Raw genomic sequence first — 14,763 nt, 5'->3', positions numbered from 1 at the left:
CAATGTGCAATTGTAAGCCAGAAACCAAGGCTTACATGTTTTGGATAAAAACAGGAAAGTTTGAATCTTGCAAGACGTATGAAAGCCCTTCATAGAAACGCTTTCTTTTTTGCCCTGCTGGAAGCTCAATTCAAAAATTATTGAACGTTTGCTTTTTTGATTAGATCAAACAAGTCTTTTTTAGAATCATTAGGGACTTTACGAACATCGAATGTTACGCCAAGGTCACGTAATTTTTCAAATGTAGCAACGTCATCTTTGTCCATTGACAATACGTTGTTAACCATTGTTTTACCTGTTGAGTGAGCCATTGAACCAACGTTAAGTTCTTTAATTGGCACACCGCCTTCGATAGCTTCAAGAGCTTCTTGAGGTGTTTCAAACAAGATAAGTGCGTGTGTGTTACCAAAACGAGGGTCTTTAGAAGCTTCAATCAATTTCTTGATTGGAACTACGTTTGCTTTAACACCGTTTGGTGCTGCTTGTTTGATCAAGCCTTTACGCAATTCATCTTTAGATACAGTGTCTGATGCAACGATGATACGATCAGCTTTGGAAGCTGGTGTCCAGTTTGTTGCAACTTGTCCGTGAAGAAGACGTGTGTCAATACGAGCGAGGTTGATTTTAAGTTTACCATCACCGATGACAGTTCCTTCAGGGATAGCACCTTGAGGAGCAGCTTGTGCGGCAGGCGCTGCAGCAGCTGTTTCAGCTGGGTTGAGTTCTTCAGGAAGTGCTTTAACACCGTCTTTAGACTCTTTAATGATATTTGCGGCAACTTGTTCAACACCTGCATTTGCGTCCATCATACGCTCAGTGTAGGCTTGGATAAGCATTGGCAAATTAAGACCTGTAATGATAGCCATCTTGCGGTCTGGATTTTCACCCATTACGCGACTAGCTTGGTTAAATGGAGAACCACTCCAAAGGTCAGCTAGTACGAGGATTTCATCATCAGCATCAAATTGTGCGATAGCATCGTTGAAGTGTGCATATAAATCATCAGGTCCTTCGCTTGGCATGAAAGTTACAACTTGAACTTTCTCTTGGTCACCAAAGATCATAGAACCTGATTGATGAATACCTTCAGCAAATTTACCATGGCTGGCAATAATAATACCGATACCCATTCTTGTTCTTCCTCCTTATGATTATTTTTCGTTGAAACAAAAAAGAATAATCTCCTTCCGAGCAAGCTCGGCAATTCTTTTCCGTTCCAAGGAAATTTTAAGAACGATATTATTGTAAAACGTTTTCACAAAAAATGCAATAGCTTTTTGAGAAAAAATAACAGAAATCATGAAAAATTTTCAGAAACCCGCAAAATAAAGCGATTAAATTGTATAATTCGCAAAATAATGTTCGGGAAAAATGCTATGTTTTTTGAAAGAATCATGAAAAGGTTTTGAAAACGATGAAAAAAAGAAAAAACTTCCTAAAAAGAAGTTTTTCAGAAATTTATAGAAAAATTTTCGCTAATTCTTTCGCAACACCGTCTTCTTCATTGGTGAAGTCTGTTTGTTTATCAGCAAATGGTAGGAGAACATCGCTAGCGTTTTTCATGGCGTAGCCTGTCCCAGCGAAGGTCAACATTTCAGTGTCGTTGTGTTCATCACCAAAGGCAATCAAGTCTTCTCGGTTCATGTTTAGAGTTTTTAGTAAGTACTTGAGAGCATAGGCTTTGTTGACGCCTTTAGGTGAGAATTCCAAGATATTAAGTGGTCCGCCCCATGAATCAATTTCGATTTCGTGGTTGAAGTATTTGCGCATTTCATCGGCAAGAGCGTATTTGTCCTCGTGATGAGTTTGCATCAAAAGACCATTTGGATTTTCGGTAATTTTTGTTACATCAAGTGTCATTTTATCGGTGATTTTATCAACACCAAAAAGTTGTGGATTGATGATGTCGTGATTATCGGCACTGATGAAGAATTTTTTACGGTATTCACTAGCGATAAAGTCTGCTTGGATACTTTTTTGGATGTCTAGGACATCAAGCAGGTATTGTTTATCGATAGTGACGCTGTGTTCAAAGTCCCATTTTTTTTCGGGAAGGTGTGTCAAGGAACCGTTAAAGGTAATCATAGGTGTTTCAAGTTGTAAGCGGCGGTAGTGCTCAAGAGCCATGCGGTATGGACGACCTGTCGCAATAACGACCTTGTGACCTTTTTCTTGTATTTTTTTAATCGTATCAACAGTATAATCTGAGATGGTATTGTCACTGCGTAGCAGCGTGCCATCCAAATCAAGAGCAATCATTTTTTTCTTTGTCATAGGTGTTATTATAACAAAAAAGAGTGGCAAAGAAAAAGAAAAGTAGGTATGATATAATGGTTTTAATAAAAAATGAGGTTGCGATAATGTATAAAATTTTTTGGAGTCATGTGTTTGCATTAGGGATCATTTTAAGCATTACTTTCTTTCATGCAGACAGTAATGGGCTGATGAATGATGTGCTATTTTCATTGTTAACAGTGGAAATGGGATTTTTCGTTTTTTATTTTAAGCACATTGTTCTACGAGTGGCAGCATTTGTCTTATGGTGTTTTTTCTACCCGAATAATTTAAATGTTTTGTTTAGTGTGGCAGATAGATCATGGGCGACATCCGTTTTATGGTCTGCTGATGGGATGACATCATTTATGATTTATTTGGCAGTGCTAGTATTTTCATTGGTTGCAGGGACACTAAGCTTACGAATGATTTTAAAACCTTTGAAATTAAATCAGTATATTCAAGTATTCTTTGTGATGGGAGTAGCATTCTTTGCAAGTTTACTTTTTCAGGTACTCCGAACATTAGGAATTACGTGGAAGGTAATTATTAACCAACACTTGAATATCTTTGAGGAAGCAGCGAAAGCTTTATCGACGATTAACATGCCTTTTATTCTTGGGTTGATGGTCGTTCAGGTCATGATGTTTGTTGTTCTTGATAATGATTAATAGAAAAATGGAGGCGAGGTATTCTCGTCTCCATTACTTGTTTTAAAGGGTAATTTTAGGGCTTTTTTGCTATAATAGGCCTTAAGAAAGGGGGAGAAAATATGGTTAAAAAGAATGTTTTGATCCACATCTTTTTTGGAATCATTTCGTTTGGCATTTATTACTATCATTTGCAAGGTCCAGATCTGGTATGGAACATGTTTCTGGCGCTGCTAGCTCTTGATTTTTCACTTCTTTCCTATTATACAAAACACAAAGTGATGAGATGGGTAAGTGGTCTCTTATGGTTGTTTTTCTATCCGAACACTTTTTACATGTTAACTGATATTGTTCATATGAATTTTACCGATTCGGTCTTGTGGAATAAAACTAGCTTGATTCTGTACATGTTGTATGTGTCTAGTATTTTATTTGGAGTTCTATGTGGCATTGAAAGTGTGAAGAACATTGTGGTGACTTTTAAGTTGAAAAATTATTATATCCGAATGTTTTTTATCTTAATTCTATCTTTTGTTTCGAGTTTTGCGATTCATATTGGACGTTATGCAAGGCTAAATTCTTGGGATATTTTCACTAGACCTGGCCTAGTGATTGATGAAATCTTGAATGTGATTAGCTGGAATGCTATTCATTTCGTGCTTGGCTTTACTTTTTTACAGGTTTTATGTCTTATTTTTTTAGATCGTGAAAATTTTAAATAAAGTTATTGAAAACTGAACAATCTTTTGATAGAATATATAAGTCGTTCGGAAATAGAAGAAAAAGCGACTATCATTAACCTTATTAAAAGGAGAAACCATTTAAAAATGGAAAAGTTTTTTAAACTTAAAGAACATGGTACAAATGTTCGTAGAGAAGTAACTGCTGGTTTAACAACATTCTTTGCAATGTCATATGTATTGTTCGTTAACCCATCAATCCTTTCACAAGCTGGAATGCCTACACAAGGTGTGTTCCTTGCTACAATTATCGGTGCTGTTGTAGGTACATTGATGATGGCCTTCTACGCTAATCTTCCATATGCGCAAGCACCAGGTATGGGACTTAACGCCTTCTTCACATATACAGTTGTTTTTGCCCTCGGATATACTTGGCAAGAAGCACTTGCTATGGTTTTCATCTGTGGTCTCATTTCACTATTTATCACAGTAACTAAAATTCGTCGATTGATTATTGAATCAATTCCAGCAGCGTTGAAATCAGCTATTTCAGCTGGTATCGGTATTTTCCTTGCTTATGTTGGAATTAAAAATGCTGGTTTCTTGAAATTCTCTATTGATGCTGGTACATACACAGTAGCTGGTACTGGAGCTGATAAAGGTCTTGCATCTATTACAGCTAACTCATCAGCTACGCCAGGTTTGGTCGCTTTTGATAACCCAGGCGTTATCCTTGCTTTGATTGGACTTGCAATTTCAATCTTGCTTATTGTTAAAGGGGTTCGCGGAGGCGTTATTCTTTCAATCGCAGCAACAACTATTATTGGTATTTTAATCGGTGTTGTTGACCTTGGTTCAGTCGACTGGGAAGCAACTAATCTATCTGCATCAATCAATGATTTGAAAAAAATCTTTGGTGTTGCTCTAGGTAGTCAAGGTCTTGGTTCATTGTTCTCAGATGCTTCACGTATTCCAGGTGTCTTGATGGCAATCCTTGCTTTCTCATTGACAGATATCTTTGATACAATTGGTACACTTGTTGGTACTGGTGCAAAAGTTGGTATTATCACAACAACTGGTGGTAATAAAGAATCTAAAAAACTTGACCGTGCGCTTTACTCTGACCTAGTTGGTACAACATTGGGTGCTATCGCAGGTACTTCAAACGTTACAACTTACGTTGAATCAGCAGCTGGTATCGGAGCTGGTGGTCGTACAGGTTTGACTGCTCTTACAGTTGCTGTACTATTTGCTATTTCAAGTTTCTTTAGTCCACTTGTTTCAATCGTCCCTACACAAGCAACTGCTCCAATTCTTATCATTGTTGGTATCATGATGCTTTCAAATCTTAAACATGTTAAATGGGATGATCTTGGAGAAGCAGTGCCAGCATTCTTCACATCAATCTTTATGGGATTCAGTTACAGCATTACTTATGGTATTGCTGCTGGATTCATCACTTACACACTTGTTAAAATTGTAAGAGGTCAAGCAAAAGAAGTTCACGCTGTTATGTGGGTTTTAGATGCATTGTTTATTCTTAACTTTGTTAGCTTGGCAATTCTATAAAATAAAAGTTTTCAATAAAGCTGAAGGTATCGTTCTCTCGCCTTCAGCTTTTTTTGTGTAGCGAAATATTTTACAACTTTTTTACATATTAAAAATCAGTTTGGTATTTCTTTTGGTTATATTATCCTTTGCCTTGATTAAAAAATATGAAATGAAGAGGATATATTATTGTTTAAACTAAAAATAGGGTATTTAATTCCAATTATTTTAATCGGTAATGCTTTTTATATTAACTTTATTGATTTTTATGGTCCAGATTTGGTGTGGAATATGATTTTATCAGCAGTGGCTTATTATTTTATACTAGTAGCAAATGCGATAAGACATCAGACGAGCGTATTTGCGCGGATCTTAGTTGTCTGTTGGTTTTTCTTTTATCCAAATACTTTTTACATGCTAACAGATATTGTTCATATGGAATTTGTTGGTAATATTTTGGCAGATTCATCTTGCTTGGCTCTTTATTTTGCCTTTATTTCAAGCATTTTATTTGGTGTATTTTGTGGCATTGAAAGTATTAAAGAGTTTTTGAAGTTTTACCCTCTGTATTGGGGAAAAGGCCGCATTTTCTTTTTTGTTGGGCTTTCGTTACTATCGAGTTTTGCAATTCACATTGGACGTTATGCGCGTCTTAATTCGTGGGATATCATTAGTAATCCTTTATTAGTTGTAAAAGAGTTGATTGATGTTTTACCTCAGAATGGATTGCAATTTGTTTTAGGATACACTATTTTACAATTCTGGATTTTAGTTTTTTCGACAGCAGAAAGTGAGTGAATTATGTGTAAAATAGAAGTGCTTTTGGTAAAATGAACACGAGGAGGAGACTATGGCACATATCTTAATTGTTGATGATGAACAGTCAATTCGCGATGTCATCAAGATGACTTTACAATTAGAAAATTATACTTTTCAAGAAGCGGTTGATGGTCAAGAAGCATTAGATTTCATTGAAAAGGAACATTTTGATTTAATTTTGCTTGATATCATGCTTCCTGTGAAGGATGGTTATCAAGTGTTGCAAGAGATGAAGTGTAAACATATTGATATTCCAATTCTTTTTTTAACAGCAAAAGTATCTGTTCAAGATCGTGTCATGGGACTCAAGCTAGGGGCGGAAGATTATGTTGTTAAGCCTTTTGAGCCAATTGAACTTTTAGCTCGGATTGAAGTTATTTTGAGGAGAAGACCAAAGGTTGAAATAGGTACTTCTCTAATTTACAAAGATATTGAGGTTCAACAACAAGAGCGCTTGGTTAAAAAGAATGGACACCTAGTTGATTTAACAGCTAAAGAATTTGATTTGTTGGTTTATTTTTTACAACATCAAAATATCGCACTAAGTCGTGATTTATTGTTAGAGGATGTTTGGAATTTTGATTATATGGGTGGCACTCGAACGGTAGATGTTCATGTTAGACAATTACGCGATAAGTTAGATTTGAGTCAAGAATTACAAACAGTCTATAAAGTAGGATATAAGTTGGTGAAATTATGAAATTGAATCGCTATCTTTTTGTAAAAATTACTTGTCTCTTTGCTGTTTTGCTAAATGTCTTTTCATTGTTGCTGATTCAAATTTTGTTTATTAATAGTTTTAATCAAAATAAAACTGTCGCTTTTCAAACATTTGCTAATATCTATGCTTATGTCAATGATGAAAATAAACAATCATCTTACATGACTGCAGAAGAAATCATTCGTGAGAGAGCATATAGTTATTTGAATCTTACTACAAATGGTTATCAACAAGAGTTAGAATTTTTAAATCAAAAAGGGAAGAGTATTTATCAGAGCAATGATAATTACAAAGTGCCCAAGGATTTGCTAAAGGCAAAAGGAAATGATATTTCTTATCTTCTTACCAAGGAAGATGGAAATCATTTTTTGATTTTATCAAGAAAATTAGAATTAAAAAATCAAACATATCATTTAGTTTACTATCTTAATGTTGAAAGTAGTTATCAACAACGCTATTTATTCTTTTTTTACTTACTCATTTTTAATATCTTTTCATTGTTGGTGGCAGGATTTATTATTGGAAAATTAAGTATCCAAATTAGCCGCCCTTTAAGTGATTTATTGAAAAAAATTCAGAATTTAGCCAAACAAGATTACACTGGAGAAATTGAAACCATCTCAGAAATAGAAGAAATTCAAACGTTGAGTGATCAAGTAAATGATATGTCACATAAGATCAATTACCATGTAAATGCTTTAGAATTAAAAAATCAGCAGCAGGAACGTTTTATAAGTGCGTTAACGCATGAAATTAGAACTCCTTTAACTGCAATTATTGGTTATTCTAGTTTGTATAAGGGACAAGAAAAGGTAAACGACGTTGATAAACTTCCTTACGTCTTTACTCAGATTTATCAAAATGGTAAACGCATTGAGCAGTTATCAGAGAATCTATTCCGCTTAATTTCTCTTGATAAAAGTGAAGTTAAGCTAGAGATGATAGAACTTTTAAGTTTTATGGAAGATATTCAAGCTAGTCTAAAACAAGTCATAGAAAGGGAAGACATACAATTTACTGTTGAGGGTGAAAAATGTTATCTAGAAACAGATGCTTTTCTCTTACGGACACTTTTATTGAATATTATTGATAATGGTATTAAAGCAAGTCGTGAGAAACAGGAACGTTTACTTAATGTTAAGCTATCGCCAAATGAAATTATCATCAGTGATAACGGAAATGGTATTTCTGAAGAGGATTTAGAAAAGATTTTTGAACCTTTTTATACTGTCGACAAGTCTCGTTCTACCTTGAAAAATGGTTTTGGTTTAGGAATGAGTCTTGTTCATGATATTGCTGAACTTTTAGATTTTGATATTACTATCAATAGTGAGTTAAATAAGGGAACGAGAGTTAAAATTCGTCAAAAGGAGTTTGAGCATGCTTAAGAAAATAGTTGGAGCAATAGTTTTTTTGCTATTTTTATTTGGTATGATGATGTTTCAACCAATGGCACTAAATAAGGTTTATCATGAGGAATTAAATTATGATATACTGATTGCTTCTAATAACAACATTAAGACAGAAATTATTAAGAAAAAAATGCTTCAAGTTCTTGAGAAAATTTATGATAAAAAATTCTCGCAGAAATCCTATACAGTTGATATTTCAAATATTGAGAATCATTCGAATTACTGGATGCTAACGGTCAGCAAGGAAAAAGAAAAATATCAACTATCAATGGACATGGAAACACAAAAAATTATTACTCTTAATGCAGAAATTACAGGTGGAGAATCTGAAAAAACTGGTGAGGAACTCGATAAAATTGCAACCGATTTTTGGCAATTGTCAGAGGTGAAATTTACAAGTGCATCTATAGAGGAAACGGTGAAAGAAGATGAGGCAGATACCTTATATTTAGTATTGAATGATAATAGAGAGACTGTCGCTGAAATGGGACTGGATAAAGCAACAGGAAAAATTATTTATTATCAAAAGGATAAGTAGCTATATGGCTACTTATTTTTTATTTACAAATATTTTACAACTTTTGAAAAAGAAGATAATAACAAGATTTTATAATAGCTATATCAGGTTGAACAACTGATAAAAACTGATGAAAGAGGAAAAAAATGCCTTCAAATAAACGGTTATTAGCTTTAGATGCTATTCGAGGACTTGCTGTTATTGGTATGTATATTCAGCATTTTGCTTCAAATAGTACAAATGCCTTTGTATCTGGCAATACAATGATTCTATTTGTTTTGTGCTCGGGAATTTCCTATAGCCTTATGTTTAAGAAATATGGTCACTTAGGAAGTCAAAAAGTTTTTCGAGTAAAAATATTGGTAAGATCAGTTTTCATTGATTTAATAGGCTATGGTATTATTTTGCTTAATGCACCTTTTGGAGTTGTTTTACCAGCTTATGCAATACTTTATTTAATTTCAATTCCATTTCTGGATATGGATGATGAAATGCTAACTTTGTGGATTTCATTAAGTTATATTATTTGTCCGATTATCATGGTTATTGGACTTAGTTATTTATCAGGTTCTGTCCTTTTAGCAGATATTGCTGGAGGTCCACTATCTGCAGTGGCTTGGCTCCCTGTCTTTAGTTTGGGTATTTTAATAGGTCGTATGGAGTTAAATAATCCCAAAATCCAAAAAAATCTTTTAATTTTTGGAACAACAATTTTAATTCCAGCAAAATCATTTGCATTATATGTACTTCCAAAATTATTCAGAATTACAGAAAAAATAACGATGACAAATTATGATAAAACAGCCAGTGATTTTGCAGTTTGGCCAAATAATGTTGGTCAAATCAATTGGACTATGTTATTTGTTGATGCCCCTCAAGGTGGATCAAGTTTCGAATTATTAATCGGAACTGGGGGCTGTCTTATTTTTATTGCTACCCTGCTTTATTTAGAAAGCAAACTTCCAAAATTAATATCATTATTTAGTAAAGTTGGTCAAGTTTCACTTACCATGTATGTTTTGCAATTTATTTTTGCTTGGGGAGTAGGAATCAGTGGTAGTAATGTTGTTGATTGGGAAATTGGAAATTTCTTCCTAGGGGATATTGGAATTTTTATTTTGGTAGTAGCTATTGGCTGGGGGATTCAAAAGACGAATTTAGCTATATTTGAAAAGAATGTTCGAAAATTTGAAAAGAAATTTATTTAAGAATTTTTAAGGCTAGAGCGCAATGTGGTGCTAGCTTAATGACATTTTTAATAAAAATTTAAAATTGTAAAAACTGGCGAGACTTGGAAGGTAAGCAGATTTTTGATATAATGGACTCATGTTTTATAGTCATAATGAAGATGAGTTGATGGCTTACGGTTATCGACTCGGTCGAAAGTTACAAGCAGGAGATGTTCTGGTCTTGACTGGAAATCTTGGTGCTGGTAAAACGACATTAACAAAAGGAATCGCAAAGGGCCTTGATATCGATCAGATGATTAAGAGTCCTACCTATACGATTGTTCGGGAATACGAGGGGCGTTTACCGCTCTATCATTTAGATGTTTACCGTATTGGAAATGACCCAGATTCTATTGATTTGGATGATTTCTTGTATGGTGATGGTGTTGCTGTCATCGAATGGGGTGAACTTTTAGAAGAAGATTTACTTGGCGATTATTTAGAAATCATTATCACTCCTTCAGGAGATGGTCGTGACATTGAGTTACAATCTAATGGCCCACGAAGTAAGGAGCTTTCGGAGGCTATAGAACGTGGCTGAACAAGAGGTAATCGTTGAAGAAGCCCAACTCTCTGATGCCAAAGCCTTGGTTGACTTGCTTAGTCAGGTTAGTCAAGAGACAGATTTTGTGGTTGCAGAAACGATTTTGTCACAAGAAGATATGAAGATTTTCTTGGAGCGACATCTTGAGTCTGTTAATGAAATTTGCTTGGTCGTAAGAGTTGGTAAAGAGTTGGCTGGTGTTTTAAATGTATCCAGCACTAGCTCACCACAAACTAATCATATCGGCGATATTTTCATTGCTGTGCAAGAAAAATACTGGGGATATGGTCTCGGTTCGCTTCTTATGGAAGTTGCTCTTGATTGGGCTTGCCACACGCCAGTGATTCGTCGTTTGGAGTTGACGGTTCAGGCTAGAAATAGCAGAGCTGTTCACCTTTATGAAAAGTTCGGTTTTAAGATTGAAGCTACTAAAGAACGTGGCGCAAAAACTAAAGATGGAGAATTTCTTGACGTCTACTTGATGAGTAGGTTGATAGACTAAAAGTAAACAAATGAAACTCGGAAAAAAAATTCTGCTTATGATAGCAGCAATCGTTGTGACAACAGTTGTTGCATTAGGTGTTTATATTACAAGTGCTTACAATTTCTCGACAAGTGAGCTCTCAAAAACGTTTAAGGATTACAAGACGTCTGGTTCAAGTAGCAATGCTATTAAACAGACAAAACCTTTCTCAATTCTCTTGATGGGGGTTGATACAGGGGATTCTGAACGTCATTCAACTTGGGAAGGTAACAGTGACTCAATGATTTTGGTAACTGTTAACCCTAAGACGAAGACAACAACAATGACAAGTCTTGAACGTGATATTCTTATTGAATTAACAGGACCTGAAGACAATAATATGAATGGTGCTCAAGCTAAATTGAATGCTGCTTATGCTTCAGGTGGAGCCCAAATGGCTATCATGACCATCCAAGATTTGCTTGATATTAAGATTGATTACTACATGCAAATCAACATGCAAGGTTTGGTTGACTTAGTTAATGCCGTAGGTGGTATCACAGTCACAAATGATTTTGATTTCCCAATCTCAATTGAAGAGACAGAGCCCGAATACACGTCATCAATTGAACCTGGAACTCACAAGATTAATGGTGACCAAGCTTTGGTATACGCACGTATGCGTCACCAAGATCCAAAAGGAGACTACGGTCGTCAACAACGTCAACGTGAAGTTATCCAAAAAGTGCTTAAGAAAATTTTAGCTCTTGATAGTGTGTCATCTTACAAGAAAATTCTATCTGCTGTAAGTAAGAACATGCAAACAAACGTTGAAATTTCATCACGTACCATTCCAAGTCTTCTTGGTTATGCGGATTCTCTAAAAAATATTGAAACGTATCAGTTAGAGGGTGAAGGACAAACGATTAATGAAATTTCTTACCAAATCGTAAGTTCTGATCATTTGCTTGAAGTGCAAAATCGTATTAAGAAACAACTTGGTTTAGAAGAAAGCACAGAATTAAAAACAACAGCAGTTCTTTCTGAGAATCTTTACGGTACTTCATCTTATTATAGTAGTGATTACAGTAGCGATTATAGCAGTTATGATAGTGGCTATAGCACAGGTTATGACACCGGTTATAGTGATTATAGCAACAGTGGCTACAGTGATTACTCAACCGATACTTATTCACAAGATGCAAGTGCTTATGCATATTAACATAAAAAAGTCGACTATTTGGTCGGCTTTTCATTTTAGATTTGAGAGGCATACAAAAAGTACTGGAATTTTCCAGTACTTTTTGTTATTGTTCTAATTCTTGGTATTTTGAAAGTGTCATTTTGATTTGTTCAAGTCGGCTATTGCTTTCTTGTTCAAATAAGCGACGTTTGTAGTCCAATTCTTGGCTAATGCTTTCAAGTTTTGGTAATTGTTGGTTGATATTATCAATCGCTTGGTTGATTTTAGTAATATCTGCAGCAATTTTGTCACTGATATCGTTAGCATCAGCGATATCGTCTTTAATCTCTTCGCGTTTTTGGTAAGCTTGGTAAGCTGTAAATCCAGCGCATCCAGCTAGGACTAAGGCGATAAAAGAGCTTAATTTCATGCTTCTACCTCTTTAACAATTTGCTCTGCTAATTTTCCAAGAGCTTCAAAATCTGGTTCGTGTTCTGTGAAGTTAAGTGAGAATTCGTCGTCGTTAGCATAACGTGGAATGAGATGAACGTGAGCGTGGAAAACTGTTTGTCCAGCAACTTCTTCGTTATTGTTGACGATGTTCATGCCAACAGCTCCAGTCGCTTTTTGAACAGCACGCGCAACTTTTGGCAAGCGCGCAAAGAGTTCTTGTGATGTTTCTTCAGACATAGCAAGGACGTTACGAACGTGTTCTTTTGGAATGAGGAGAGTGTGTCCTTTAGTTGTTTGTGAAATGTCTAAGAAAGCTAAGACTTTATCGTCTTCATAAACTTTTGATGACGGAATGTCACCTGCGATAATTTTACAAAAGATGCAATTTTCCATTTGAATCACCTATAATCCTTTGATTTTGTTATAATTATTATATCAAAAAAATGTGGGTAGCTTATGTTAAAAATTGAAAATGTCACAGGTGGATACATTAATATCCCTGTTTTAAAAAATATTTCTTTTGAAGTTGGTGACGGTGAGTTGGTTGGCTTGATTGGGCTAAATGGTGCTGGTAAGTCAACAACCATTAATGAAGTCATCGGGCTTTTGACACCTTATCAAGGAAAAATTACCCTTGATGGTTTGACTTTGGCTGATAATCAAGCAGAGTACCGCAAAAAGATTGGTTTTATTCCTGAAACGCCAAGCTTGTATGAAGAGTTGACTTTGCGTGAACACTTAGAGACAGTTGCCATGGCTTATGACCTTGATTTTGATGAAGCAATGGCGCGTGCCAAGGAATTGCTAAAAATTTTCCGTTTGTCTGATAAGCTTGAGTGGTTCCCGATTAATTTTTCAAAAGGGATGAAGCAAAAGGTTATGATTGTCTGTGCTTTTATGATTGATCCGCATTTGTTTATCGTTGATGAGCCATTCTTGGGACTAGACCCTTTGGCGATTTCTGATTTGACGGATTTGCTAGCGCAGGAAAAAGCAAAAGGCAAAGCTATTTTAATGTCAACACACGTGTTAGATGCTGCTGAAAAAATGTGTGACCGTTTTGTGATTTTGCATCATGGTCAAGTGCGTGCGATGGGAAATCTAGCTGAATTGCGTCAAGCTTTTGGAAAAGAAGATGCTAGTTTGAACGATATCTACATGGCTTTAACTAAAGAGGGGTAAAAATGAAAGAAGTTTTTCAAAAACGACGTAGCCTCTTTTTAGGGCAATGTCTGAAATACTTGCGTTATGTCTTAAATGATCATTTTGTCTTGGTCTTACTTTTCTTGTCAGGCTTTTTGATGGTCCAATATGGTGAGTTATTAAAGCATTTTCCAAAGCAACATTGGTGGATTGATGTCATTTTGGTCATTGTGACGCTTACTCTTCTTAGTCTTGGTAAAATTGCAACTTATATTGAGGCACCAGATAAGCTATTTTATTTGCCGAAGGAAGAAGAAGTGGTGGCTTGGATTCATCAAGCTAGGGTTCGGTCTTTTGGTGTTTGGGCAGTGCTACAAACAGCTGTTTTCTTGTTGCTAGCACCTATTTTCTTTAAATTAGGTTTCTCAGTTCCAGTTTTTGCGGTACTTTTGCTAATTTTACTTGGTATCAAGTGGGTGATTATGGCAAGAAAAGAAAAAGTCTTTTTTAGAAATGGTCATTTTTCTTGGGAAACTGCCATTACTTATGAAACCAAACGCCGTCAATCTATTTTGAAATTCTTTGCCCTCTTCACAACGGTTAAGGGAATTTCGGCAAGTGTCAAACGTCGTATTTACTTAGATAAGATGCTTGGTTTGGTTAAGAAACGTCACGATAAAACATGGTCAAACCTTTATCTCAGGGCCTTTCTTCGTAGTTCGGATTATCTTGCTTTAACTTTGCGTCTGGTTTTATTAGGTGTTCTTGCTTTGCTGTTTATTCCAAATCATCTGGTAGCAGCAGGCCTTGCTTTAATTTTTAATTATCTTTTACTGTTTCAGTTGTTAGGACTTGCTCAACATTTTGAGTATCAATATTTAACACGCTTATACCCCATTTCAGAAGCGCAGAAAATGGCGAATTTAAAGGCTTTGCTACGAACTTTATCTTATATGATTTGCTTGCTTGATGTGTTATTATGTTTTTCTTTGAAGGCTGCAGGGCTTTTGATTTTGATTACTGTAATTGTTACAGAATGGTATCTTCCTTACAAAATTGCGAAGATGATTGACTAGGGACTGTAAAACAAGTAAAATAAAAGTGAAGAAAAGTATTAACGTATTATA

General features: G+C 35.3%; 17 protein-coding genes. 13 read left to right on the top strand and 4 right to left on the bottom strand.

Going from position 1 to position 14,763, the window contains the following annotated elements:
- Positions 1-137: 137 nt before the first annotated feature.
- Together BLR83_RS09070 and BLR83_RS09065 are read right to left on the bottom strand one after the other, a co-directional pair.
- Complete coding sequence (locus tag BLR83_RS09070) at positions 138-1,130, bottom strand: PTS sugar transporter subunit IIB (protein ID WP_074561342.1); 993 nt, start codon at positions 1,128-1,130, stop codon at positions 138-140.
- 328 nt (positions 1,131-1,458) lie between these two features.
- Positions 1,459-2,274 (bottom strand): Cof-type HAD-IIB family hydrolase, encoded by an 816-nt coding sequence (locus BLR83_RS09065; protein WP_074561341.1) that lies wholly within the window; start codon positions 2,272-2,274, stop codon positions 1,459-1,461.
- A gap of 308 nt (positions 2,275-2,582) precedes the next feature.
- Here BLR83_RS09065 and BLR83_RS10055 point away from each other — a divergent pair, with 308 nt between their 5' ends.
- The 11 genes from BLR83_RS10055 to brpA all read left to right on the top strand — a co-directional run bounded on the left by BLR83_RS10055 (position 2,583) and on the right by brpA (position 12,079).
- The gene (locus tag BLR83_RS10055; protein ID WP_234793141.1) at positions 2,583-2,945 is read left to right on the top strand and encodes a hypothetical protein; all 363 of its coding nucleotides are present in this window, start codon (positions 2,583-2,585) and stop codon (positions 2,943-2,945) included.
- A gap of 101 nt (positions 2,946-3,046) precedes the next feature.
- Positions 3,047-3,646: a DUF1361 domain-containing protein gene (locus tag BLR83_RS09055; protein WP_074561340.1), complete on the top strand. Its 600-nt coding sequence runs from the start codon at positions 3,047-3,049 to the stop codon at positions 3,644-3,646.
- 105 nt (positions 3,647-3,751) lie between these two features.
- Entirely contained in the window at positions 3,752-5,173 is a 1,422-nt protein-coding gene (locus BLR83_RS09050; protein WP_074561339.1) for an NCS2 family permease, read from the top strand.
- A 168-nt stretch (positions 5,174-5,341) separates the two neighbouring features.
- Positions 5,342-5,950 (top strand): DUF1361 domain-containing protein, encoded by a 609-nt coding sequence (locus BLR83_RS09045; protein ID WP_074561338.1) that lies wholly within the window; start codon positions 5,342-5,344, stop codon positions 5,948-5,950.
- Between the two features lie 52 nt (positions 5,951-6,002).
- A complete protein-coding gene (locus tag BLR83_RS09040; protein ID WP_074561337.1) occupies positions 6,003-6,671 on the top strand; it encodes a response regulator transcription factor in 669 nt (222 codons plus the stop codon).
- Positions 6,668-8,080: a sensor histidine kinase gene (locus BLR83_RS09035; RefSeq protein WP_074561336.1), complete on the top strand. Its 1,413-nt coding sequence runs from the start codon at positions 6,668-6,670 to the stop codon at positions 8,078-8,080. The genes BLR83_RS09040 and BLR83_RS09035 overlap by 4 nt, the downstream gene beginning before the upstream one ends.
- Positions 8,073-8,642, top strand: a complete 570-nt coding sequence (locus BLR83_RS09030) for a hypothetical protein (protein ID WP_074561335.1) — start codon at positions 8,073-8,075, stop codon at positions 8,640-8,642. Before BLR83_RS09035 ends, BLR83_RS09030 begins: the two co-directional genes overlap by 8 nt.
- A 125-nt stretch (positions 8,643-8,767) precedes the next feature.
- Positions 8,768-9,829: a DUF418 domain-containing protein gene (locus BLR83_RS09025; RefSeq protein ID WP_074561334.1), complete on the top strand. Its 1,062-nt coding sequence runs from the start codon at positions 8,768-8,770 to the stop codon at positions 9,827-9,829.
- A 118-nt stretch (positions 9,830-9,947) separates the two neighbouring features.
- On the top strand, positions 9,948-10,391 hold the full coding sequence (gene tsaE / locus BLR83_RS09020; protein ID WP_074561333.1) for a tRNA (adenosine(37)-N6)-threonylcarbamoyltransferase complex ATPase subunit type 1 TsaE: 444 nt from the start codon (positions 9,948-9,950) through the stop codon (positions 10,389-10,391).
- Positions 10,384-10,896 (top strand): GNAT family N-acetyltransferase, encoded by a 513-nt coding sequence (locus BLR83_RS09015; protein WP_074561332.1) that lies wholly within the window; start codon positions 10,384-10,386, stop codon positions 10,894-10,896. Before tsaE ends, BLR83_RS09015 begins: the two co-directional genes overlap by 8 nt.
- A gap of 10 nt (positions 10,897-10,906) precedes the next feature.
- Positions 10,907-12,079 carry a glycopolymer--peptidoglycan transferase LytR gene (brpA, locus tag BLR83_RS09010; protein ID WP_074561331.1) on the top strand — a complete coding sequence of 391 codons (1,173 nt, stop codon included), beginning with the start codon at positions 10,907-10,909 and terminating at the stop codon, positions 12,077-12,079.
- A gap of 85 nt (positions 12,080-12,164) precedes the next feature.
- Here the strand turns inward: brpA and BLR83_RS09005 are convergent, their stop codons facing one another.
- Together BLR83_RS09005 and BLR83_RS09000 are read right to left on the bottom strand one after the other, a co-directional pair.
- Positions 12,165-12,470, bottom strand: a complete 306-nt coding sequence (locus tag BLR83_RS09005) for a hypothetical protein (protein WP_074561330.1) — start codon at positions 12,468-12,470, stop codon at positions 12,165-12,167.
- Positions 12,467-12,886: an HIT family protein gene (locus BLR83_RS09000; RefSeq protein ID WP_039695965.1), complete on the bottom strand. Its 420-nt coding sequence runs from the start codon at positions 12,884-12,886 to the stop codon at positions 12,467-12,469. The genes BLR83_RS09005 and BLR83_RS09000 overlap by 4 nt, the downstream gene beginning before the upstream one ends.
- Before the next feature lie 63 nt (positions 12,887-12,949).
- On the opposite strand from BLR83_RS09000, the gene BLR83_RS08995 reads away from it, so the two are divergent.
- Positions 12,950-13,675, top strand: a complete 726-nt coding sequence (locus BLR83_RS08995; RefSeq protein WP_074561329.1) for an ABC transporter ATP-binding protein — start codon at positions 12,950-12,952, stop codon at positions 13,673-13,675.
- Between the two features lie 2 nt (positions 13,676-13,677).
- Positions 13,678-14,712: an ABC transporter permease gene (locus tag BLR83_RS08990; RefSeq protein WP_074561328.1), complete on the top strand. Its 1,035-nt coding sequence runs from the start codon at positions 13,678-13,680 to the stop codon at positions 14,710-14,712.
- Positions 14,713-14,763 lie beyond the last annotated feature (51 nt).

Origin of the sequence: Streptococcus equinus, assembly GCF_900101445.1 — a bacterium.
Lineage (GTDB): Bacteria > Bacillota > Bacilli > Lactobacillales > Streptococcaceae > Streptococcus > Streptococcus equinus_B.
The sequence above is the reverse complement of the archived record's forward strand: the minus strand, read 5'-3'. Positions and strand labels throughout refer to the sequence as shown.

What these genes read in the sequence shown, in the direction of transcription:
- BLR83_RS09050 (WP_074561339.1), top strand. Translation starts at nt 3,752, where the DNA reads ATGGAAAAGTTTTTTAAACTTAAAGAACATGGTACAAATGTTCGTAGA.
- BLR83_RS09040 (WP_074561337.1), top strand. Translation starts at nt 6,003, where the DNA reads ATGGCACATATCTTAATTGTTGATGATGAACAGTCAATTCGCGATGTC.
- BLR83_RS08990 (WP_074561328.1), top strand. Translation starts at nt 13,678, where the DNA reads ATGAAAGAAGTTTTTCAAAAACGACGTAGCCTCTTTTTAGGGCAATGT.
- BLR83_RS09025 (WP_074561334.1), top strand. Translation starts at nt 8,768, where the DNA reads ATGCCTTCAAATAAACGGTTATTAGCTTTAGATGCTATTCGAGGACTT.
- BLR83_RS09000 (WP_039695965.1), bottom strand. Translation starts at nt 12,886, where the DNA reads ATGGAAAATTGCATCTTTTGTAAAATTATCGCAGGTGACATTCCGTCA.
- BLR83_RS09070 (WP_074561342.1), bottom strand. Translation starts at nt 1,130, where the DNA reads ATGGGTATCGGTATTATTATTGCCAGCCATGGTAAATTTGCTGAAGGT.
- tsaE (WP_074561333.1), top strand. Translation starts at nt 9,948, where the DNA reads ATGTTTTATAGTCATAATGAAGATGAGTTGATGGCTTACGGTTATCGA.
- BLR83_RS09055 (WP_074561340.1), top strand. Translation starts at nt 3,047, where the DNA reads ATGGTTAAAAAGAATGTTTTGATCCACATCTTTTTTGGAATCATTTCG.
- BLR83_RS08995 (WP_074561329.1), top strand. Translation starts at nt 12,950, where the DNA reads ATGTTAAAAATTGAAAATGTCACAGGTGGATACATTAATATCCCTGTT.
- BLR83_RS09005 (WP_074561330.1), bottom strand. Translation starts at nt 12,470, where the DNA reads ATGAAATTAAGCTCTTTTATCGCCTTAGTCCTAGCTGGATGCGCTGGA.
- brpA (WP_074561331.1), top strand. Translation starts at nt 10,907, where the DNA reads ATGAAACTCGGAAAAAAAATTCTGCTTATGATAGCAGCAATCGTTGTG.
- BLR83_RS09035 (WP_074561336.1), top strand. Translation starts at nt 6,668, where the DNA reads ATGAAATTGAATCGCTATCTTTTTGTAAAAATTACTTGTCTCTTTGCT.
- BLR83_RS09065 (WP_074561341.1), bottom strand. Translation starts at nt 2,274, where the DNA reads ATGACAAAGAAAAAAATGATTGCTCTTGATTTGGATGGCACGCTGCTA.
- BLR83_RS09030 (WP_074561335.1), top strand. Translation starts at nt 8,073, where the DNA reads ATGCTTAAGAAAATAGTTGGAGCAATAGTTTTTTTGCTATTTTTATTT.